This is a genomic window from Leucothrix arctica (genome assembly GCF_003172895.1).
Taxonomy (GTDB): Bacteria; Pseudomonadota; Gammaproteobacteria; order Thiotrichales; family Thiotrichaceae; genus Leucothrix; species Leucothrix arctica.
The window spans coordinates 140,128-161,160 of sequence record NZ_QGKL01000043.1 but is presented as its reverse complement, the minus strand read 5'-3'; the positions used below and the strand labels follow the sequence as shown (position 1 = coordinate 161,160).

20 protein-coding genes are annotated in these 21,033 nt (G+C 45.2%); 7 read left to right on the top strand and 13 right to left on the bottom strand.

The window, feature by feature from the left end:
* Nucleotides 1–115 precede the first annotated feature (115 nt).
* The 4 genes from DKT75_RS21280 to DKT75_RS21265 form a co-directional block, all read right to left on the bottom strand.
* On the bottom strand, nt 116–1,336 hold the full coding sequence (locus tag DKT75_RS21280; RefSeq protein ID WP_109826875.1) for an ATP-binding protein: 1,221 nt from the start codon (nt 1,334–1,336) through the stop codon (nt 116–118).
* 267 nt (nt 1,337–1,603) lie between these two features.
* A complete protein-coding gene (locus tag DKT75_RS21275; protein WP_109826873.1) occupies nt 1,604–2,656 on the bottom strand; it encodes a polysaccharide lyase family 7 protein in 1,053 nt (350 codons plus the stop codon).
* A 220-nt stretch (nt 2,657–2,876) separates the two neighbouring features.
* Complete coding sequence (locus tag DKT75_RS21270; protein ID WP_109826871.1) at nt 2,877–3,566, bottom strand: exonuclease domain-containing protein; 690 nt, start codon at nt 3,564–3,566, stop codon at nt 2,877–2,879.
* A gap of 35 nt (nt 3,567–3,601) precedes the next feature.
* Nucleotides 3,602–5,467: a DUF294 nucleotidyltransferase-like domain-containing protein gene (locus DKT75_RS21265; protein ID WP_109826869.1), complete on the bottom strand. Its 1,866-nt coding sequence runs from the start codon at nt 5,465–5,467 to the stop codon at nt 3,602–3,604.
* Between the two features lie 223 nt (nt 5,468–5,690).
* On the opposite strand from DKT75_RS21265, the gene DKT75_RS21260 reads away from it, so the two are divergent.
* Both DKT75_RS21260 and DKT75_RS21255 read left to right on the top strand, forming a co-directional pair.
* Nucleotides 5,691–6,113, top strand: a complete 423-nt coding sequence (locus DKT75_RS21260) for a DUF4124 domain-containing protein (protein ID WP_109826867.1) — start codon at nt 5,691–5,693, stop codon at nt 6,111–6,113.
* 72 nt (nt 6,114–6,185) lie between these two features.
* Complete coding sequence (locus tag DKT75_RS21255) at nt 6,186–7,877, top strand: monovalent cation:proton antiporter-2 (CPA2) family protein (protein ID WP_109826865.1); 1,692 nt, start codon at nt 6,186–6,188, stop codon at nt 7,875–7,877.
* A 7-nt stretch (nt 7,878–7,884) separates the two neighbouring features.
* Here the strand turns inward: DKT75_RS21255 and DKT75_RS21250 are convergent, their stop codons facing one another.
* Together DKT75_RS21250 and DKT75_RS21245 are read right to left on the bottom strand one after the other, a co-directional pair.
* Complete coding sequence (locus tag DKT75_RS21250; RefSeq protein ID WP_109826863.1) at nt 7,885–8,589, bottom strand: helix-turn-helix domain-containing protein; 705 nt, start codon at nt 8,587–8,589, stop codon at nt 7,885–7,887.
* A 124-nt stretch (nt 8,590–8,713) separates the two neighbouring features.
* Nucleotides 8,714–9,547, bottom strand: coding sequence for a universal stress protein (locus DKT75_RS21245; protein ID WP_109826861.1), 834 nt, complete (start codon nt 9,545–9,547; stop codon nt 8,714–8,716).
* A 227-nt stretch (nt 9,548–9,774) separates the two neighbouring features.
* Here DKT75_RS21245 and DKT75_RS21240 point away from each other — a divergent pair, with 227 nt between their 5' ends.
* On the top strand, nt 9,775–10,713 hold the full coding sequence (locus DKT75_RS21240; protein ID WP_109826859.1) for an AEC family transporter: 939 nt from the start codon (nt 9,775–9,777) through the stop codon (nt 10,711–10,713).
* Between the two features lie 10 nt (nt 10,714–10,723).
* On the opposite strand, the gene DKT75_RS21235 is transcribed toward DKT75_RS21240, so the two are convergent.
* From DKT75_RS21235 to DKT75_RS21220, 4 genes are all read right to left on the bottom strand, one after another.
* Nucleotides 10,724–12,205: a sensor histidine kinase gene (locus DKT75_RS21235; protein WP_109826856.1), complete on the bottom strand. Its 1,482-nt coding sequence runs from the start codon at nt 12,203–12,205 to the stop codon at nt 10,724–10,726.
* A complete protein-coding gene (locus tag DKT75_RS21230; protein ID WP_109826854.1) occupies nt 12,202–12,921 on the bottom strand; it encodes a response regulator transcription factor in 720 nt (239 codons plus the stop codon). Before DKT75_RS21230 ends, DKT75_RS21235 begins: the two co-directional genes overlap by 4 nt.
* Nucleotides 12,922–13,011: 90 nt before the next feature.
* Nucleotides 13,012–13,746, bottom strand: coding sequence for a spondin domain-containing protein (locus DKT75_RS21225; RefSeq protein ID WP_158278939.1), 735 nt, complete (start codon nt 13,744–13,746; stop codon nt 13,012–13,014).
* Nucleotides 13,747–13,757: 11 nt separating this feature from the next.
* Nucleotides 13,758–14,471 (bottom strand): spondin domain-containing protein, encoded by a 714-nt coding sequence (locus DKT75_RS21220; protein ID WP_109826850.1) that lies wholly within the window; start codon nt 14,469–14,471, stop codon nt 13,758–13,760.
* 218 nt (nt 14,472–14,689) lie between these two features.
* Between DKT75_RS21220 and DKT75_RS21215 the strand changes: the two genes are divergently transcribed.
* The 3 genes from DKT75_RS21215 (at nt 14,690) to DKT75_RS21205 (ending at nt 16,145) form a co-directional block, all read left to right on the top strand.
* Nucleotides 14,690–15,226: an RNA polymerase sigma factor gene (locus DKT75_RS21215; protein ID WP_109826848.1), complete on the top strand. Its 537-nt coding sequence runs from the start codon at nt 14,690–14,692 to the stop codon at nt 15,224–15,226.
* A 164-nt stretch (nt 15,227–15,390) separates the two neighbouring features.
* On the top strand, nt 15,391–15,702 hold the full coding sequence (locus tag DKT75_RS21210) for a type II toxin-antitoxin system HigB family toxin (protein WP_109826846.1): 312 nt from the start codon (nt 15,391–15,393) through the stop codon (nt 15,700–15,702).
* On the top strand, nt 15,699–16,145 hold the full coding sequence (locus DKT75_RS21205; RefSeq protein WP_109826844.1) for a helix-turn-helix domain-containing protein: 447 nt from the start codon (nt 15,699–15,701) through the stop codon (nt 16,143–16,145). Before DKT75_RS21210 ends, DKT75_RS21205 begins: the two co-directional genes overlap by 4 nt.
* Nucleotides 16,146–16,160: 15 nt before the next feature.
* Here the strand turns inward: DKT75_RS21205 and DKT75_RS21200 are convergent, their stop codons facing one another.
* Nucleotides 16,161–19,325 carry a type I restriction endonuclease subunit R gene (locus DKT75_RS21200; RefSeq protein ID WP_109826842.1) on the bottom strand — a complete coding sequence of 1,055 codons (3,165 nt, stop codon included), beginning with the start codon at nt 19,323–19,325 and terminating at the stop codon, nt 16,161–16,163.
* A 4-nt stretch (nt 19,326–19,329) separates the two neighbouring features.
* Nucleotides 19,330–19,737 carry a hypothetical protein gene (locus tag DKT75_RS21195; protein ID WP_109826840.1) on the bottom strand — a complete coding sequence of 136 codons (408 nt, stop codon included), beginning with the start codon at nt 19,735–19,737 and terminating at the stop codon, nt 19,330–19,332.
* Between the two features lie 91 nt (nt 19,738–19,828).
* On the opposite strand from DKT75_RS21195, the gene DKT75_RS21865 reads away from it, so the two are divergent.
* Complete coding sequence (locus DKT75_RS21865; RefSeq protein ID WP_158278938.1) at nt 19,829–19,975, top strand: hypothetical protein; 147 nt, start codon at nt 19,829–19,831, stop codon at nt 19,973–19,975.
* Nucleotides 19,976–19,979: 4 nt separating this feature from the next.
* Here the strand turns inward: DKT75_RS21865 and DKT75_RS21190 are convergent, their stop codons facing one another.
* Nucleotides 19,980–20,972, bottom strand: coding sequence for a Fic family protein (locus DKT75_RS21190; RefSeq protein WP_109826838.1), 993 nt, complete (start codon nt 20,970–20,972; stop codon nt 19,980–19,982).
* Between the last annotated feature and the right edge of the window lie 61 nt (nt 20,973–21,033).

The window sequence follows — 21,033 nt, the reverse complement described above, 5'->3', positions numbered from 1 at the left end:
TAAACAGGGCGAGAAGTTGCTTTCCCGTCCTGTTTTTTGATGCTGAAAATTGCTTACTTAAGCAATCCATCGAGGTGAAAATCTAACTGTGCCAACTGTGCCATAAAAAATTCACTTAGAAGAACACACTTAGTGGAATAGCATAACGCGGGTTTTTTTCATCTCCAAATGACAACACATTGTTACCCGCATATAACACAATGCCGAGTACGGGTTTGTTTGATTTTTCCTGTAACTCGGTGATGTGCCTGAAAGTATTCTGCTTAATGCCTTGTGATGACTTCACTTCGATAGCAATAATCTGATCATGCTTCTCGATAATAAAATCAATTTCCTTTTTATCAGTCGTTCGATAGTGATACAGCTTGGGTTGTAGCTCACTGTAGCTAATGTGTTTCAGTAGCTCACTAAACACAAACGTTTCTACCACCTCGCCTTTGTGGCGTGAAGACTGCAACTCATCAGCATTACGGATATCGAGTAGGTGACAGAACAGCCCACTATCAGTCATGTATAGCTTGGGAGACTTGATAAAGCGTTTAGAGATATTAGCGCTATAGGGTCGAAGCAAGGTTATCTGGTAAATCATCTCCAACATTGAAAGGTAATTGGTAATAGTTGGCTCGGATAAGCCAGCATCAGTTGCTAAGTCAGACTTATTAACCAAGCCGCAACTGCGCGGTGCGATGATGTTATAAAAACGAATGAACGCAGATAAGTCACGCAGCTCGCCAACGTCTCTAATGTCACGTTCAACATAGGTACTAATATAAGCATTAAACCACATAGAGCGACCTCGCTCTGATGTGACTTTGAGCGCTTCAGGGTAACCACCAAGTACCATTGCGGTCATCAAGTCCGTATGTGCAATTGTCGGAACTGCTAAGCCCTTAACGCCCTTTCTTAGTAAGTGATCGATAATATTATCATCGGGCTTGTGGTGAATTTCCTTTTGAGACAATGGCCACATTGGAATTTCAATAATACGTCCAGCCAATGTGTCCTTAGCTTTTTTCATATCCAGAACATTGGCAGAACCTGTCAGCAAAAAAGTGCCATTCTTTCTATTTTCATCAATGGCTATTTTTATCCCTTCTAATATTTCAGGGGCTTTTTGGATTTCATCCAGCGTCACAGGCTTAGGTAGTGTTGATATATAGCCAACAGGATCATGAAGTGCGGCGGCTCGTTCAACCAAGTTATCGAATACTCGATACTCTTGATCTTTGACCAAACACAATGTGGATTTACCAACCTGTCGCGCACCAGACAGTAGAACGGATGGCGAGATAGAGAGTGCTTCTGAGAGTAGGGTGTTGGCAGATCGCTTATACATTGTATGCTTATGATTATGTAAAAAACTAAAGTATACTTATGTTTTTTACATAACTAAAGGTGTGTATAAGGAAGCTCAAGCTTTGCAATATGAACTCGAGCTATCTATTCTAATATTGAATGATATTTTGGAATTTAGTTTGTCTTGCATGCACATGTGCATTAGTACGTCTCATGTATAAAATGACATAAGTGGCAGCCATAAAAAAGCCCCAACTAACTAAAGCTGAGGCTCTTTAAAAAAAGGCATGAACGACCAACAAACTTATTACTTAGGCTCTGAACCTTCACTAACCACTAGCTTAGAAAAAGTCACGCTGTTGTAGTCACCTGTCTTAACGTCTGCTGCAAAGTCACCTGTACCTGCACACGCTGGTGACCACATGCTGTCACTGTCTTTTGCACTACACTGGCCATACGCACCAGCCTTGAAGTAGAAAGGATCAAGCGCATAACCTTGGTCAAAGTTCTTCGCATCAACCTTACCGTTAGCATCAACATTGTTTGCTAGACTGATCTTGAACTCTTTAGTCTCACGACCTTCAGCGCTAAACGTTAGGTACATGTAATCGCCAAATACGTTTACTGTGTAGCTAAATTCTTTACCTAACTTAAGGCCTGCTTCTTTAGGGTCATTTCCAATGTTCCAACCGTTGCCCCAAACAGGGTAGTTGATGTCAGTACGGTCTGGATGTGCCTTCGCAAGGTTACGCTCGTAGTTCCAAAAAACAGAACCCGTTTCGTGGTTAGGAAGCTTCTTGTAGAAGATTTTTAGCGGCTCGTTACCGTTACCCCAACCCTTCGCTTCTTTAAGCTTTTCTTTGTTCTTAGCCGCATGAATCTGACCAACCACAACCGAATGTGCGGGTTCTTTATCAGAGTGCTTAGCACGCTTTGACACGTGGTTAACTTTTAGCGTTGCTTCCATCTTTCCACCGATAGCGCCAAACGTTTTAGCGTCAGGGTGTGAAGCAAGTGAGAAGTAGTTACCTGGATCTTTTGTACCGATGCTGTGGTCTGCACCGCGTAGTTCTTGGCGAAGCTCAGAACGTGCGTTAGAAGAGCCTTTTGTAGTAACCGCTTTGTTATGTACTTGAAATACTAGGTGGTTATTTTCATCTAAGTAAAAGAACTCAGGGTGAGAGTAAGTCATTAAGTTTGGAAGTTTGATTTCATCAACCTTGCCATTTTCATCAGCATCCATAGGGAGCGTGATTTTCCACTGGGACATATCAAAGTGATCAGCAGGCACGGGTGTTTTAGCGCTAACAGTAGCTGAAGCAGCTAGCAGTACAGAGAGGTATAGGCATTTCTTTAGCATTTTGTATCCTTACTTGAGTGTCTACTTACGGGGTGGTAGTTATTACGTAGATATCAATGGAGGGATAATGGGTGTTCATTTTGAATGGTCGTAAGTGCGACGTTGAGTCGCTGATGACTTCCATTGTTCCTCCATGTAATGCGCTAACGCTCAGACATTTAAGAACAGAATATGTAAAGTTGTCAATATATTTGTAAATACTTGTATTATTCAAACACCTTTAGCACAGCAATTCACCCAGCCGAACATTGGTCTTGTCCTGCTGATACTGCGCCAACTGAGCCATAAACAACTCCGCTGTAGCAATAGCATCTTCCAGCGCATTATGTGCACCATAAGGCGGTAAGTGATACTGCTTGCGCAAGTTTGCCAAGCGCAATTGGTTACTATGAATAGGCTGTTGGATACGGTCAAGTTTACGCTTTTCAAGCATCATGGTATCGACCATCAAAAAGGGGAGCGCTTTACCATAAACGCGTTTAGTCGCAGCCTCTAAAAAGTCACGCTCAATCTTCGAGTAGTGGACCAACAACACCTTGCCCGCCATTGCCTCAAGCAAGCGATCCAGCGCATCATGCAGCGCAACGCCGGTCTTCATTCTGTCATCGGTAATCTGGTGGATAATAACGCTCTTTGCATTGAGTGTTCGGTTAATACAAATCACTTCAGAAGTCGACGGGGCCAATGAAACGCGACCATTTTTATAAGGCATGTAACCCATGCTCAGAATGGCTTCATTCTTTGCGTCTAGGCCCGTCGTTTCAAAGTCCAGCGACAAGAAGTCAACGTCACTAATGGGCGTGTTTTTATCAGGCAGTGGCGCGCTCAAGTACGCGCGCGCCGCCGGATTATCGACATGGGGCAGCAAGCGATGTTGCTGATTCTGAATTGAGCGCCAGCGTGCAAACAAGTGTGTATCCTCCTTTTAAAAAACCAGTTAAGTGACTATCTAAATCGATTCGCCTGAAAGTTACTCGCCATGGTGCTTTGAACCGTTGCGACCACCTCAAAGGCATCTTTTAGATGGCGACGTTCAAGGGTCGATAATTCCTCAGGCGGAACGTAATTATCTGGCTCTTTACCCGCTTCAATCTGCATGGCCTGATGTTCAAGGCGCGTCATGCTAATAAATTCGAAGGCATCTTTTAAGTCAGCAATACGTTCGTCACTAATGCCACCCGGTGCTTCTGCAATCGCGTCAAGTCGCTCAAAAGTGTTGAGTAGCGGCAAGCCCATGACTAATGAATACACACGAGCGAGGTCAATAACAGGTGTGACACCACGCTTTTTAAAGTCGAGTGCTTTGATATTGTCGCCATTTTTCTCTAGTACAAAGCCTTTGAAAATACCCAGTGGCGGCTGGTTTCCTAAAGCATTAGCAGCGATATACGCCTGAAATAACGTGCCTTCTTTGGTCTTCTCTAACACTTCTTTCTGTAAACCTGCCAGTAGTGACTCATCACCGTACAAATGGCGAAGGTCAAAAAAGGTGCTGGCATACAGTAATGCTTGTGGTTGAGGGCGGTCGATCCATTCATTGAAATAGCCTCGCCAAACAGACACAGGCTGACGCCATTCTGGGTTAGTGGCCATGATGTTGCCGGGGCAATAAATATACCCACAGGCATCCAAACCATCACTGACCACTGTCGCGATATTTACAAAATACTCATCGTGCAACTCAGGGACAAAGTCATCAGAAATGATCATGCCGTTGTCTTGGTCGGTATGTGCTGTTTGCTCGCGACGTGCCATCGAGCCTGCAACCACAAAGGCGTAGGGCACGGGCGGTGGGCCGTATTGCTGTTCGGCAAGTGTTATTAGGCGACGGGTAATAGCTTGACCGATAGAGCTGATTGCATGGGCAATGTCGTAGGCTGGCAAGCTACTACGTACCATATTCACCAACGCTTTAGGCAAGTGAGCACTCAGCTGTTTCAACGTTTCTACGTCGCTGGCTTTATGAATGTCGCCGACCAAGTACACCGCGTTGTGGCTTTGACTGCGCAATAAGTCAGTATTGGATACGATACCGACGACCTTTTTAGTGGCAGGGTGCACTACCGGAATATGGTGAATGTTTCGACGAGCCATGAGTAACACGGCTTCTGACGCAGGTGCGTTGGAGTCGAGCGTATAAGGGTTTGGCGTCATGATCTGCCGAAGAGGGCTAGAAGAATCAAGGCGTGGCACGAGCGCACGTTGACGAAAATCCCTGTCAGAAACGATACCGATTAGTTGGTCGTTTTCAATGAGCAATGCTGAGCTAGTGTGATGCTCAGTCATTTTTACCGCAGCTTCATGAATGCTGATGCTAGGCGAGAGCGTCAGGCCTGTTTGAGCGAGATCTTTAAGGTGCAACGCCAGCAGTGAATAGTTTCCAGGGCGACTTTCTCGGAGCGCGTTTCTTAAGCGTTCTTGTTTTTTCTCGGAGAAAAAGTGCTGGATGACTTCATGTTGTTTTATCAGCGCCAAAAAGTCAGCGGCAGGTAGACAATAGAGCAGCGAGTCTTCAATGGATTTGACGAACATTGCAATGGGCGTTTGACTTAACACGGATGGAAAACCAATCCATTCGCCTTCTTCATAACGGCCTTGCAGGTTGCCCGCGGCATCCGTTACTTCAACTGCACCTTGGCGAATGATAAAGACATCGTGATTGACGTCACCAATTTGAAAAATGGTTTGGTCGCGGCGCACATAACGAATTTCCATCATCTTGACGACGCTAGTTAACGCATCACTAGATAGCTTGTTCAGTGGCATGCATTTCGATAAAAAATCATGAATTGCTAACTTTTCGACTTCCATTTTCCACCTCATGTTTTACAAACGCTTCACTAGCATGGTGCGTCGCTGCGGGTGGCTTGTCAATTGGTCAATAGTCTATAACGTGCCAGCGGCCGTTGAGCCTGAGAAAATCACGATATATTTTATAAAAACACAGACTTTCCACTAGTCGTAAGGCGGTATTAATTAATTTTTATGTGTGATTCCATGACTCCCAATAACCTAAAAATAAAGTCAGCGTAAAATGAATAATAAAATTACATTAGTAGGCCTAGCCCTTGTCTTGTTTGCATCAGCTTCGAGTTTGGCGGGTGTTTATAAGTGGGTCGATGAAAATGGCAATATGCATTACACACAAACACCTCCGCCAGCTAAAGCCAAAGTTAAAGTAGAAGAGATAGACGTACATAAAATCTCTAGCCCAGTAAGAGCCAAAAAAGAAAAGAGTGTGGCAGAGGACGATGTAAAACTTAAGATGCCGATTGAAACAGCAGCCAAGCCATCAGCTCAGCGCATTGCAAAACACTGCGTAAAAGCGATTGGTAAATTTAAGGCGGGCGCGTCGGCTAGTGTCAAAGCTAAAGAAATTGCGGAGTGCAAAACGAACCTAAAAGGCGCAGATGCCGATAAAATGAAAGAAATAGAGAGTTTTGTAGCCTCTATGTAGGCTTAAGTAGCGCTTTCAAAGCTCATTATTTATGCGATGATTAAGCTTTATAGAAAGTAACGATGCAAAGTTATGGACTCAAGTGCGATACACATCCCAATACCTTATTTAGTTGAAACGGTTGCCTTCCTGCTGACGGTAGTGTTGATTGTGCCGCTGTGTCATAAGATCAAGTTAAGCCCGATACTGGGCTATTTAGCGGTCGGTATTTTGATTGGCCCACATGCACTGTCGATTGTTTCTGATATTGAAAGTGTCAGCCACATTGCTGAGTTGGGCGTTGTGTTTTTGCTGTTTACGATTGGTTTAGAGTTATCCTTTGAGCGTTTAAAAGCCTATCGTAAGTTGATCTTTGGCTTAGGTGCTATCCACGTTGTGCTGTGTGCAACGATCATTGGCATGGTTGCATTTACATGGGGCAATAGCCCTGTGGTGTCACTGCTCATAGGCCTTTGTTTAGCACTGTCATCCACCGCAATGGTGATGCAGTTACTCAATGAACGAAATGAAATGGCCAGCACTCACGGACGTGCCAGTCTTGCTGTTTTACTGTTCCAAGACCTTGCGGTCGTGCCTATTCTGGTTTTACTCCCTATCCTTGCTGCGGAAGCAGACGTACCAATTTTTACTACGTTGGGCCTTGCAGTCCTAAAAGCGGTGGTGGTTGTGGCGGTTATTATACTGCTCGGCAGGCTGATATTTGTTCGTGTATTTCACCTTGTGGCGCGCACTAAAAGCGTGGATGTCTTCACTGCCATGATCTTATTGTCCGTGCTTGCGACCTCGTTACTCACTGCTTACGCAGGGTTATCGCTCACTCTGGGCGCATTGCTTGCAGGTTTATTGCTAGCCGAAACAGAGTTTAGACACCAAGTTGAAGGTGAGATATTGCCGTTTAAAGGGCTGCTGCTAGGCATGTTCTTTATGAGCGTGGGGATGATGCTGGACTTCTCCCTAGTCATCGATAAAGCAGGCTTTCTAGCACTGGCGCTGGTGGGTATGGTGGCGATAAAAGCAGTGGTTGGTGTGTTACTCGCACGTTACTTCGGCTTATCTACTCAAGATGCTTTGCGCACAGGTTTGTACTTATCAGAAGCCGGCGAGTTTGCTTTCGTACTGATTGGTCAGGCAGTTACCGTATATAAGTTGATCCCGACGGATGTGGGTCAGTTCATGGTTATTTTAGCGGGCTTATCGATGGTGATTACACCGCTGTTGGTTTATATCGCAGGCGTGTTAGCGGCCAAGTTTGCACCGTCTGACGCGCACTTGTCGGTACCAGAGCATCCTGAAAAAGACTTAACTAATCACGTGATTATTGCGGGTTATGGTCGAGTCGGTAAGTCAGTCGCAGCCACGTTAAAGTTAAACGAAATAGACTATGTGGCGCTTGATTTAGACTCGGAAAATGTAAGGCGGTGTCGGGAAGTGTCAGAGCTTGTGTACTACGGCGATGCTGCGAGACCTGATATCTTGAGGCAAGTGGGCGCTGATAAGGCCAAAGTTGTGTTGATTACATTGGATCAAATAGACGTGGCGATTCAAGTGGTCGAGGCGATCAAACGACGTTGGCCAGATCTGCCAGTATTGGTTCGAGCGCATGACGCTCAGCATAGTGATGAGCTTTACGCTGCTGGCGCAGATGCGGTTATGCCCGAAACGTTGGAGGCAAGTCTTCAGCTAGCAACCATGGTGTTGCAGCGAGTTGGTGTAGCGCCAGAGCAGGTGACTCAGACGCTGCTGTATATGCATGAAAACCAGTAGGTTTTAGTTAAGCGTGTGCGCAGCCTGTGCTTATAAGTAGTCGCGCAGGGTCTAAGATTTTCATCTCACGCTTATTAATAATCAATATATCGTTGGACTGGAACTGCTTCAGGATACGACTAATCGTTTCTGGTGCCATGCCGATGTGACTAGCGATGTCTTGTCGAGACATCGATAAAATAAGCTGGGTAGACGAGAAGCCGCGCTCAGCATTACGAGCGGATAGGTTATGAATAAACCCAGCCAGTTTTTGCTCAGCCGTTTGTGCATTTTGAAAGGCATTGGCGATGTTGATTTCTTTGCTAGACAGTCGCATTAGCTGCGCTTGAAGCGTTGGCATTTTTGCAGACAACAAAACCAGCTGATCATAATTAAACTGGCAAAGGACTGAGGTGGTTAGTGCAACCAAGCTACTAGAATACGTTTTAGTGTAGATCGCATCTAAGCCAATAATGTCACCGGGTAAATGAAAGCCAACTACGCGCTCTTCGCCCAAATCATTTAGCTTCACTGACTTATACATGCCTGACTTAACCGCGTAAAGATTGCGGAAAGGAGACTCCTGACGAATCACTTCATCACTTGTATGGTGCACTTTAGTGTCTTGCACGAGGGCTTCTAAACGTTCAAGTTCATCCTTACCTACGCCTGTAGGTAGACAGATTTTTTTTAATGAACACACACTACAATTGTGTTTTGCAGGACTAGACATTGGCTTTACCTCGTTGCTCTAACGAGTATCCAGATTATATCAACCGTTACTAAACTAATAGCGGTTTGTTCTGCAAAGGGTGAAGCTTTATGCCTATAAGGGAGTAGAGTTAAAACAGTGATATTTAATGCGACATAAATACCGGAACAGTCATGTTTTTGATAATACTGTGTGTCGCACCACCCAAGACGATCTCACGCCAGCGAGAGTGACCATAAGCACCCATCACTATCAGGTCATGCTCGTGTGATTGTGTAAAGGCCAATATCTCATCGCCGGTACTATTCTCGCTACCGCGTGATATTTCGACAGTGACCTCAATATCATGTCGTGCTAAATGCTCAGATATCATTGCGCCAGGTAAATCAGAGAAATTTGTATCTGACTTTTCAGGTTCAATGATAAGAATAGTTGCCTTACCAGCCAGTTGTAACAGAGGAAGTGCGTCATGAATAGCGCGCGAAGCTTCACGGCTTCCATCCCACGCGACCAGTGGTGACTCGCCAAAGTTAACCGTTGTGTAGGTATATGGAATGACTAGGCAAGGGCGGCCAGAGGCTAAAATCACTTCATCCGCGAGACCGTTATTGAGTGACTCTAAGTCATCTGAGTCAGGCTGTCCGATGACCAACAAGTCGCTGTAGCGAGCGCCATTGGCAAGCTCATAGGCAAATGAGCCACGAATAGCTTTCCAGCTGACGGTGGCATTATCTTGGCCAACCGCTTTATAGAAGATTGATTCAGCGTTCGCGATTTTATTCGTGAGAATGTCGTCATAGGCTTCAATGACGTCGGCAGTCACAGGGAACATGTCGTAAGACGGCATTGGAAATGATTTGCTAACGTAAACACCCGTTAAATGTGCACCGACTTTTTCAGCTAAGTTGGCGGCGAGATCAACGCGCTTGTTGCAAGCAGTATCGTTATCCGCATGAACTTGTATATCTTTGATAGCCATTACACACTCCTTTTAAAAAAAGGCCGCTTCCAAACAGAAGCGGCAGAAAGTGCGGTTAGGGCCGCACTAGGTCATTAACGAGTGACTGCTAGGGACTTGTATCTATTATCGGGTAATTAAAGAAGGTCGCCTTGACTTAGATCAAGAATGGTTCAATGACTAGGCTAGTTAAATACACCCATTCCCTCTTATACTGATGGCCAAATAACCTCACCCAGTGGCCAAGCATGCAACAAACACTCTTCAGCATTCTTCCGTTATTCTTGCTTATCGCGTTGGGCTACTTAGCTAAACGTACCGCATTATTAGATGTGCGAATGCTACCGGGGCTTAACCAGTACGTCTTTTACTTTGCCATACCGGCCTTGCTGTATACCGCCACCAGCAAACAGTCGATTGGTGAGCTGTTATATGCACCGGGTCTCATGGCATTTGCCGTGGGGTGTATGATCACAGGTACGATCTGTTGCCTCGTCTGTTATTACTACTTTAAATCCAAGCACGCTATTTCATTGGTGTTGCGCTACTTAAATGTAAACTTCGCCAACGTCGCCTATATGGGGATTCCTATCTCTTTTACCGTACTGGGTGAGTCAGCAAACGCTGCCACCATCGGTATTGTGCTTGCGAGTAATATATTTGTCGTGTGTGGCTCGCAGTTGCTGATCGAGCTATTAAAAGGCGACGGCATGAACGTGAAGTCACTACTCAATACACTCAACCGAGCGACGATACGTAACCCGTTATTTATGTCGGTGATGGCCGGTATTGCAGCGTCAGTGTTGCAGTTAGAGCTTCCTGAAACTATCAACATTACGCTTGAAATGGTGGCGGCAACGACTATTCCTGTGGCGTTATTTTGTTTGGGCGCGAGCTTTGAACTGACACGTACTGAAACCAACGTTACTGAAATATTCTGGGTCGTTTTTTGTAAGCTATTCGTCCAGCCAGCCGTCATGTGGGGCGTGTTTGCAGCCTTTGGCATGCAGGGCGAGCAGTGGTTGATTGTTGCGGTGTTATTGAATGCGTTGCCGACGGGCACATTGGCGCATGTATTGGCGATGCGTTATGGCGCGTTTGAAGTGCAAAGCTCGCAGATTATTGTTTATTCGACGGTGCTGTCGTTGGTGACGTTGTTGCTTTGGACGCAGTTGTTGGGGATTTGAAGCGTCTAGTTTAAGAAGCGGGTAATTTAAACTCAAACCGAGTCCCTTTGCCCAACTCACTTTCAACCTTCAGCTCAGACTCATGCAGCGCCAATAACTTAGACGCAATCGCCAGTCCAAGACCCTTACCTTTATGATAAGCCTGCTGTCCATTAGTCGAGCGGAAGTAAGGCTCAAACACATACGGCAAGTCTTCTTCTGCAATGCCTTGTCCCGTGTCTTCAATCGCGACCAACACTTGTAAGTCATCCTGCTCTTGTACCCTAATAGTCACCGTACCGCCCGCTGGCGTATACAAAATCGCGTTACCCACCAAGTTCTGAAACACCCGATCAAGACGTGCAACATCGACAAACGCATTGATCTCTTCGTTTTGCATATCAACCGCAAGGTGTACGCCTTTGTTACTAGCTAAACCACTTAACGACGCATAAAGATCACTCAACAAGTCAGACAGGCGAGTCAGCTCAGGGTTAACATCTACTTGACCATGTTCCAGTCGTGCTAACTCAAACAACTCATCAATCATGCCCGTCAGTTTGTGGTTGGTCAGTAGCGCCTTATCCAAAAAGTCATGACGATCAGCTTCAGATAAGTCATCACCACGCAGTTGCAGTGTTTCCAAATAAGCACGCATGCCAGCCAGCGGAGTACGCAGGTCATGCGAAACGTGCGCTAGAAATTCACGGCGCGTTTTGTCGTGTTTACGTAAGTAGCTGATCTGATCAACAATAGTGTTACCCATGCGATAAAACGATCCACGCAAGGCTTGTAACTCATCACCATCTTGGTCACCGGCTTGCAATGCGCCATTTGCATTAAGTTGTTCTTTAAAACCAGACTTCTCAAACGCAGCCACTTCGCGCTTTAGCTCAACCAAAGGGCGCGTCAGTTTATAAAATAGCAACAGGGCCGAAAGCAGCAAAAACGCCAATGCCGCAGTAATAATACTGAGACTAATCAACCAAGTTTTATTCGCATTAATCAGTGAGGCAGCGTCGTCATAAACCTCACCTTGAATAATGATGTAAAGGTAAGCCAGCATTTCGCCATTCGCATTTAAAATGGGCGCGGCAGAGAAGGCCTTTTTCTTATTCGAGCGCGGGTCTACACCGAGCGTTAGCTTGAATTCTTTGTTAGATATGAAGGTTTTAACCGGTGCTAAGTCAATATGATGATTAATGATCTTTTCATGAGGCGCTTTGTACTCAAGCACCTTACCGTCCAGACCAACCACATAAAGCTCGGTGCCTGGGTCAAGTCGCATCACCGTGTTAAACGCTTCTTTCACGTTTTCACTGTTTAGCTCATCGCCGGGGTATAGCGCGATGTCGCTGACTAAATAGCTCGCAAGGTTAAGGTGCAACTTTTGTGCAGTTTCCTGCTGAAGTTGGTGACTCGCATTGTCGTACACCCAAAAAAGCACCGCACCCAACGATAAAAATACGATGAATAAAACCAGTGCTAAGCGACGGTAAAGTCCCTTAATCATGAGCCATCCTCATCTGGGCGGTAAAACTTATAACCCACGCCCCAGACAGTCTGAATGAATTCACTCTTGCCGTTACTGCGCTTTAGTTTATTACGCAAACGGTTGATGTGCGTGTTTATGGTGTGCTCGTAACCGTCATGGCTATAACCCCAAACCGCGTCCAATAACTGCGAACGGGAATAGACTCGGCCAGCGTTTTTAGCAAGGTAAAATAATAGGTCAAACTCACGCGCTGTCAGCTCGATCAGTACCTCATTCATGCACACAACACGACTGCCAGCGTCTAGGTTTAGCTCATCAATACTGAGCTTTTCATCAACGCTTTCAATCGCTTCTTCAACAGGTGCAGCCAGTTGCGAGCGACGCAACAAGGCTTTCACACGTGCAGTACACTCGCGCATACTAAACGGCTTGGTTAGGTAGTCATCTGCACCCAGCTCCAAACCAATAACACGATCCGCTTCACCGTCTAACGAGGTCAGCATCAGTATCGGAATAGAAGGGTTCTTTTGACGTAGCTCTTTGCAAATATCCAAGCCATTGCAGTTGGGCAACATAATGTCCAACAGCACAATATCGTAACTCTCACGTAACAGGTTTTGCCTCGCGACTTCACCATCGGCAAAGTGCGTTACCTGATAACCCTGCGCTTTCATGTGAAATGACAGCATTTCAGCAATCGAGTTATCGTCTTCAACAATGGCAATGTGGTTCATGAATTATCCTGTTATATGGAGTCTAGTTGCAGTTAGAGTATGCCATCATGCGTGAATCACTGCTTTACTTGATGACATACTCAACACAACTTAGTCGATGCGCTTAACCGTTAAGCGAGCGGCTGGGTTATCAAAGCGGTGACTTTCATTCAAAATCGAGCTTGATAAACCATCATCACTACTAATCACACCACGGTGAATAGCCACGAAGTCTACGATGTCATCACGTGCTGCACTGTAACCTTCACCGCCGTTAGCAGGGCCGGGAATAGTGCCATCAGCTTCGCTGTTTAGCTCCGTTCCAGCATCCCAAACAGGGAGTGTCATGCTGCTAGACTCATCAACACTCAAACCACTGATGTCGTAGTTATCCGCTGCGGTAAAGCCGTCGTTAGTGTTTACCAGCATCGAAACGATGGATAGGTAAGTCTGGCTTCCTTCAGTCACACTCACTTCAACCGTTGCAGAACCACCTGGGCCAATTGCGCCAGTGCCGGAGTTGCTGTCTAGGTACTCAGCGTAACCTGCCGCTTCTGCCAGTAAGTCACCATTAGCACCACTTTCTGCCAACTGCTCCAAACCTGCTGATGCTGGACTGCCTTCGGTAAATGCGTGATAGCCTGACTTGTGTGCAATAACCGCTAACGGTGATAGCGGCTGGTTAGCCGTCAAATTAGTCACTGTTATTTGAAAGGTACGATTTTCCGTGTCCGTTTCAACATCGTCATTTTTACTACTACCATTACACGCTGCTAGAAATGCAGCGGCAACCAGTGGCACCACTAAACGCATCGTCGAGCGTTTATTTTTTATAGAAATACTCATAGTCATACCCCTTATTTCACAGTGATTGTTACGCGAGCAACTGGGTTTAACCAACGGTGAATACGGCTGTCTAGGTCACTAGTACCGCCCGTTGCGTCAGTGTCACCCAAAACGCCACGGTGAATGTGAACAGTAGGGTTTGTATCTGCACCTGCTGCGCCCGTACCGCCAGAACCTGCGTCACCACCCGGTGCTGCTGGAATACCAGGTGTACCTGCTGCGCCGCCGCCATTTACAATCTCATCGTTTGCTTCTGTACCTGCGTCATAACCGTTGATGTTGACGGTGTATGTACCTGCTTCTGTTGGGATCTTGTAAGAGTTTAAGCCGATGAATCCGTCATTTGTAGGCAGCATCATTGCAACAACTGAAATGTAGTTGTTGTCTGTGTCGTGTGTACTGATTTCTGCTGTTGCAGGACTAATAGCGCCCGGTGCAAGTAAGCCGCCCGCAGGGTTTGCTTGGTACTGTGCGCTTGTGCCGTCTAGATCAACGGTTAAACCGTCTAGGCTACCGCCTTCTGCCATTGCTTGTAGTGAGGCTGTCGCTGTCGAGCCTGACTGAAATAGGTGCGTGTCGCTGTCGTGAGCGGCCACTAGTAAAGGAGTGAAGTAGATACCTTGTGTCAGGTTTTGTACTTCTACTGTGAATGTTGCTGCGCTTGCCATTGAGCTAGCTAGTGCCATTGATAGAGCGACGCTGCCAAGTACGATTTGTCTTTTCATTTTGTTCATCTCTTAGTTGGTAAGTTCGAGATAGAGTTTAGTCCGGCGAAATAACGGAAGTTTCACCAAATTATAAACATTCTGTAAACATTGATTTATTGCGGTTGTCACAGTTATTCAACAGAAAGTTTATAAAAAGTTTAAGAATGGAAAGCACCCTAAAAGTATTGTTTCAGCATGTTCTGAAACAACGAACCCCTTACTTTAGGAGATAGACCATGACTGATTTAAATGACTTATTATTACGTAGCGCTTCACAAGACCAGAAAGCATTCAAGACTCTTTATGATCTGACATCACCTAAACTGTTTGGTGTGCTAGTTGGTATGATGAAGAGCGAATCAATTGCTGAAGACGTATTACAAGATGCCTTTTTAAAGATTTGGCAAAAAGCAGGTACATACCAAGCAAGCAAGAGCGGCGCGATGACTTGGATGCGTACCATTGCTACTAATACGGCTCGTGACAAGTTACGCGCTTTAAAAGTACGTCATTATCAAGATGAGTGTGGTGATTACGTTGAAAACTTGGAAGGCGATGTTGCAACACCTGAAACAGCGCACGATGTGACGACGGATATGGCTCGACTATTAGAGGCTGTGAAAGGCTTGAAGCCACTTCAACAAGAGTGTTTGATTCTTTCTTGTTACCACGGTTATTCGCACTCTGAGTTGGCTAAGAAGATGGGCCAGCCGTTGGGTACAGTGAAGACTTGGTTGAGATTGGCTAAGGAGCAGGTGGCTATGCCGGCTTGATGTCGCTAGCTTTCCGCACTATATAAATAACTCTAAAAATCAATTCGGAGTTGTGATGAATGCGACTACTTAGGTTGTCTCAAGAATACAAACCGTTTTTAGTTCACTAATTGTGAACTCTTTTTGCATGTGCTATATTCACAAAAAGTGAACTGAAGGCATGCATGCACGTAATTTCAAGAAAACCATTTAATGACGCAGCTAAGAAATATCCCAATGATGCGGTTGCCATCGAAGCACTCTACAAAACATTGAGGAACGGCCATTTCAGTGATCCTTTAGAAATGAAAAATTTGTTTCCAAGTCTGGATAACTTTAAATATAAAGATAAATGGTATGTCATAGATATAGGTGGCAATAATTTACGGCTACTCGCATTTATCGAGTTCCGTGATAACCGAATGTTTGTAAAGCATATTGTGTCTCATAGTGAGTATGACAGGCTTTGCAGCAGATACGCTAAGGAGTCAAAATGAGTAACTTTAGCCAAGTAAAAAATACCGCACTAGAATTATTTTCAATGGCTGGTTTTGTCAGTCATATTAAAAATGATGACGAGTACCACCAAGCATTAGAGCTGATGGATGAGTTGATAGAGGAGTACGATATGTACAAGCCTTTGATCGAAGTATTATCTGTTTCTATAGAGCGTTGGGAAGACGAAGCGGATGAGTTTGCAGACTTTAATGAGCGTATAGCAAACTTAGATGATGGGTTAGCGACGTTGCGTACGGTTATGGATCAGTACCAAATTAAAGCCGATGACCTTAAAGACGTTATAGGCAGTAAAAGCTTAGTGTCTATGATTTTGAGTGGCTCTAGAAAGCTAACTAAAGAGCATGTTCAGGCGCTTTCAAATCGCTTTAATATCAGTCCAGCATTGTTTTTTAAGCAACCTAGTTTGGCTGCTCCAAAATAATTTAAACGTTAAGCATCAACGATGCTGCTTGTAACTCTCCGCCTGATCAAACACTTCCTGATAAACCTCATCACGATCGACTGGCGGATATCCATGATCCGCCAATAGCATAATCAAATCCATTTTAAGCTCAGATTTAATATCATCCCGCTTTGACCAATCTGTATATTTCGCCTTATCGTCCACCAGCACCTTCACTGCTTTAGAAAGCTCCAACAACTTTTCTTCCTCAAACTCAAAGTTGTACTTATGAGCCAAGGTTTTCAAAATATCGTAAAACGCCTTCTCCTCAAAGCTAATATCTAGCTCATCGCCCGACGCCATCACATTTTTCAAGTCACTAATTAACGAGAAAATCTCATCGGTAATTTCGTTATGTAAGCCATCCTCATCAATATCCCGCTCATTATACTTATTCACCAAGGTCTGAAAGCGCTGTGTAAAGTCCATGCCCTTGACCTTATTCACCTTCTTCAAGTCACCAATCGCTTGCTTCAACATCTGCTTTAACAGTTTGATCTTAGTATTCGGCATTTTCATATTTTTGATGCGTTCCATGTACGCCTCTTCAAAAATATCTACCTGCGAAGCCGCGCCTTCGCCCATCTTAAACACTTCCTCAACGCCTTCGCTGTGCAGTGCTTCCTTCACCATCTCACGCACACGGGCATTCATCTGCGCTGTGTCTGGCGCGTCGCCTTTAGTAAGTTTGTAAATGATCGAACGAATCGCAAAATAGAAATGAATCTGGTCACGCTCTTGCGGGGTAAACGCATCACTACCAGAGCAAATGTCGTAAGCCGCTTTCAGTCGCTTCACCAAGTCCATAAAGCGCTTTTCTTGTTTCTGAGTCTCTTGGACAAACTCAGCGGCCAACCGTAAACACTTCAACTTCTGCTTAGGCTCACCACCAAAGTAGGGCGATTTATCAAATGTATGAAACGCACGATTTAACAAATCCAAATGATCACGCACTACTACAATCGACTGCTCGATCTCCTCAATATTGCTGGCATCGTTTTTAGAATACTGTGCCAAGGCTTGATTCATCTGGTTTTTAATCCCGATATAATCAACCACCAAACCCTTGTCTTTAACCACACCGTCGTCTTCGTAGTTACGATTTATCCGTGAAATGGTCTGAATCAGATTGTGCTTTTGTAGCGGCTTATCAATATAAATAGTATCCAAAAATGGCACATCAAAGCCCGTTAGCCACATATCCACCACGATCGCGATTTTGAAGTTCGACTCCGCTTTCTTAAACTGGCCATCCAACTTCTTGCGGTATTCCTTCGTGCCAAGCATGTTGTACAGCGTTTTCTTATCATCCTTACCACGCGTCATAATCATTTTGACGGTTTCCATCGGCATGACTTCATCGCGCTTTTTCTCGCTTAACGTCGAGTCCGTAAAATCAGGCTTTTTCACCTCTGCCCACTCAGGACGCAGCGCAATCAACTCTTGATACAAGTCAAACGCAATCTGCCGCGAGCTAGACACAAACATCGCCTTACCCTTAACCGACGACCTCTCAGTCACACGGTTTTCATAATGCTGTACAAAGTCCTTCGCTAAAGCTTGCAAACGGTCAGGGTCGCCCAAAATCGAATACATCGACGCAGACGCTTTCTTACTCTCGTCAACCTGATACTCCGTCGCACCTTCGCTCACGCAGTCCTCGTAATAGTCCTCGATTTCCATCAACTTTTGATTATCCAGAAACACCTTGGCCGCACGGCCTTCGTACACAATCGGTACGGTGATTTTGTCATGCACCGACTCAGTCATGGTATACGCGTCCACCACCTCACCAAACACATCCAAAGTCGCGTCTACAGGCGTTCCCGTAAAACCAACGTAAGTTGCGTTGGGTAGTGAGTCATGCAGATACTTAGCAAAGCCGTAAGTCTTTTTATAAGTACCTTTCTCAATATCAAAAGTCAGTTTCTGGTCGAGATTGGTTTGGCTACGGTGCGCCTCATCTGAAATACAAATCACATTGGTGCGATCAGTCAGCAGCGCGATGTCTTCAGTAAACTTATGAATCGTCGTTAAAAACACACCGCCACTCTCACGATCTTGCAACAACTCACGCAACTGCAAACGGCTCTCCACAGACGTAATCGTGTCATCACCAATATAGCTTTTCGCCTTACCAAAGGTCTGAGACAGCTGATCATCCAAGTCGGTACGGTCGGTAATTAACACAATTGTCGGACTCGCTAACGCCACACTTTTCATCAACAAACGCGACAAAAACAACATGGTAAAACTCTTACCGCAACCCGTCGTGCCAAAGTACGTGCCGCCTTTACCATCGCCATCAGGTTTCATATGCTGCTTAATATTCTCAAACAGCTTATTGGTCGCGTAATACTGCGGATAACGACACAGGATTTTGATCTCCTCGTTACCCGTATCCGGCATGTAGTTAAAGTTGTGAATCACATCCAGCAAGCGCTGCTTGTCAAACAAACCCTGAATCATGGTGTAGAGCGAATCAATCCCGTCTTTATCGACGACCTCTTCACCCGTGATCTTGCGCCACGCGTAAAAGAAACCGTAACCCGCAAAGAACGAACCTGATTTGGTATTCACACCATCACTAATCACACACAGCGCGTTGTACTTAAATAGCTCTGGAATATCGCGGCGATAACGTGTGGTGATTTGGGTATACGCCTCACTACAGTCCGCTTTTTCACGAATCGGGCTTTTAAACTCAAACACCACCAACGGCAGACCGTTAATATACAAAATCGCATCCGGAATGCGCTTGTTCTCATGCCCCTGAATCTCAAACTGACTCACCAGCTTAAAGCGGTTGTTATCCACGTTTTCATAGTCGATAAAGTAAGCGTGTAAATCCTTCTCGTTGCGGTCTTCACGCTCCGGCTGAAAACCGTCACACAGCAACTTCATAATCGCTTTATTGCTATCGTATAAGTCGGTTGCAGAGAACGCTTCTAACTGGCGAATGGTTGCTTCGATCTCTGAATCAGTGATGTTTTCAGCGGCGTATTGCGTAGACAGGAAAGCACGAATATCGTCTTTGATTAAGACCTCTTCCAAACCCTTAGCACCGCGACTGATGTCACAACCTAAGACGTGCGGATAACCTTGCTCACCGAGTAGGGCGATGATGGATTTTTCTAATTCGGCTTCTGTGAATTTCATAGGATTAGAACCAATATTGATCGTTGCTATCTTGATTATAGTGTCCGACGAGCATGTAACTGATCATGACACATGCAATTCCTGCTAAGCCTACGCTTCCGTAGAAAGCTAAGTAGCCGAGTGACTTGAGCGCAATATTTGCAGTCGAGCGCCGCTTAATATTTATATACAGCAAAAAGACGATCAATGCTGAGGTTGTTACAGCCAGACCAAAAGAAGCCCAGTTTAGCGAGAGAACCCCAATCAGCAATAGGATATTTACAAAGGCGAACGCGTACATACGGTCTAAGCTGACAGGCTTAAACTGAAACTGCTTAATCGCCATTTGATTGAATACGATTATTTTTTCACGCCCAACTTTGGTTACAAAGTACAAGGCTGTCACTACCGTTAGCAGAATGACTAAGGCCATGTATATAGTCTCTTTTTCTGTTACTTTCGATACTATATTGCACAACTAAGTTTTAAGCACTGTCTATTTTATGATAAAGGTGAGGTAACAAATGACTAATACGCCAAAGAAAAAGAACAAGAGCAAGAGCAAGCCTTCGCTGCTTTCTCTCGCGGGAAAAAATAAGGGAAGTGGTTTGTTTCAGTCAGCTGCCGAAGTTGATGCTTATATAGCTAAGCTTCGTGCTGAGTGGAAATAAAATATCACTGTTGTTTTCGGTACTTCTGCTTTGGACTACGCGGCTTTTCAGGGTGACTCATTTCAACCAAGCCCAGTTTTATCGCTGGATTTAGGTAGTTCTTTCTGAAATAGGTACGGTGTGAAAGCGAGAGTCTTTCCATCATCTCTGGTACTGCCAGGTACTGAATGTCCAGTATCTTTAGTAGCGATTTAACTTGGTCACTAGCTTGGTCAGTTACTTGGTCACTCTCAGTGTCTATGTTCTGCAAATTTTCCTGCAACACACTATCAATTGCTTCTAAGATAAACTCAATGAACGGTAAACTGTCCGTTGCTTTATCAGCAGCGCCCAATGCATCGTAATACGCTTGCTGACGATCTTTAATCACACTCTCAAGTGGCAATAAGAAAAATACAGGCTTCCACTGACCGAGTAATAACGTCTGCCACAAACGTCCCATACGGCCATTGCCATCCATAAACGGGTGGATGAACTCCAACTCGTAATGCACCACACTGCTTACAATCAAAGGATGCTGATCTGACGTTTCAGCCCAGTTAAAAAGGTCTTGAACAAGAAGCGGCACACGATTGGCTTGTGGTGCAACGTGCACCACTTTCTCACCTTGGTGAATGCCGACACCCTGACTTCTAAACTTTCCTGCATCTTTTAGAATCTCGCTCATCAGCAAGCCATGCGCAGCCAGGAAGTCCTCTTCACTATTAGCACGCCACTCTGGCAGCTTCTCATAAGCCGCTATCGCACCATGTACCTCAGCAATTTCCTTTGGCTCACCCAGCACATGCTTGCCTTCCATAATGGCGGTGATCTGCTCCAAACTCAGCGTGTTACCTTCAATCGCCAGCGTACCTGCTATGGTTTTAATGCGGTTTTGCTTTCTAAGCTGTGGCGAACTTTGTAGGTAGTCTTGATTGATTCTACCTAGTGATTCACTAATACGACTGACTAGGTGAATGACGTTGGCAGAAATAGTGAAGGGCGGTTGAGTTGGCACTATTAGACCCTGTTAGTTGCTGTTTTAGTTGTCCGGAATTTCCAGATAACTGAATGGTTAG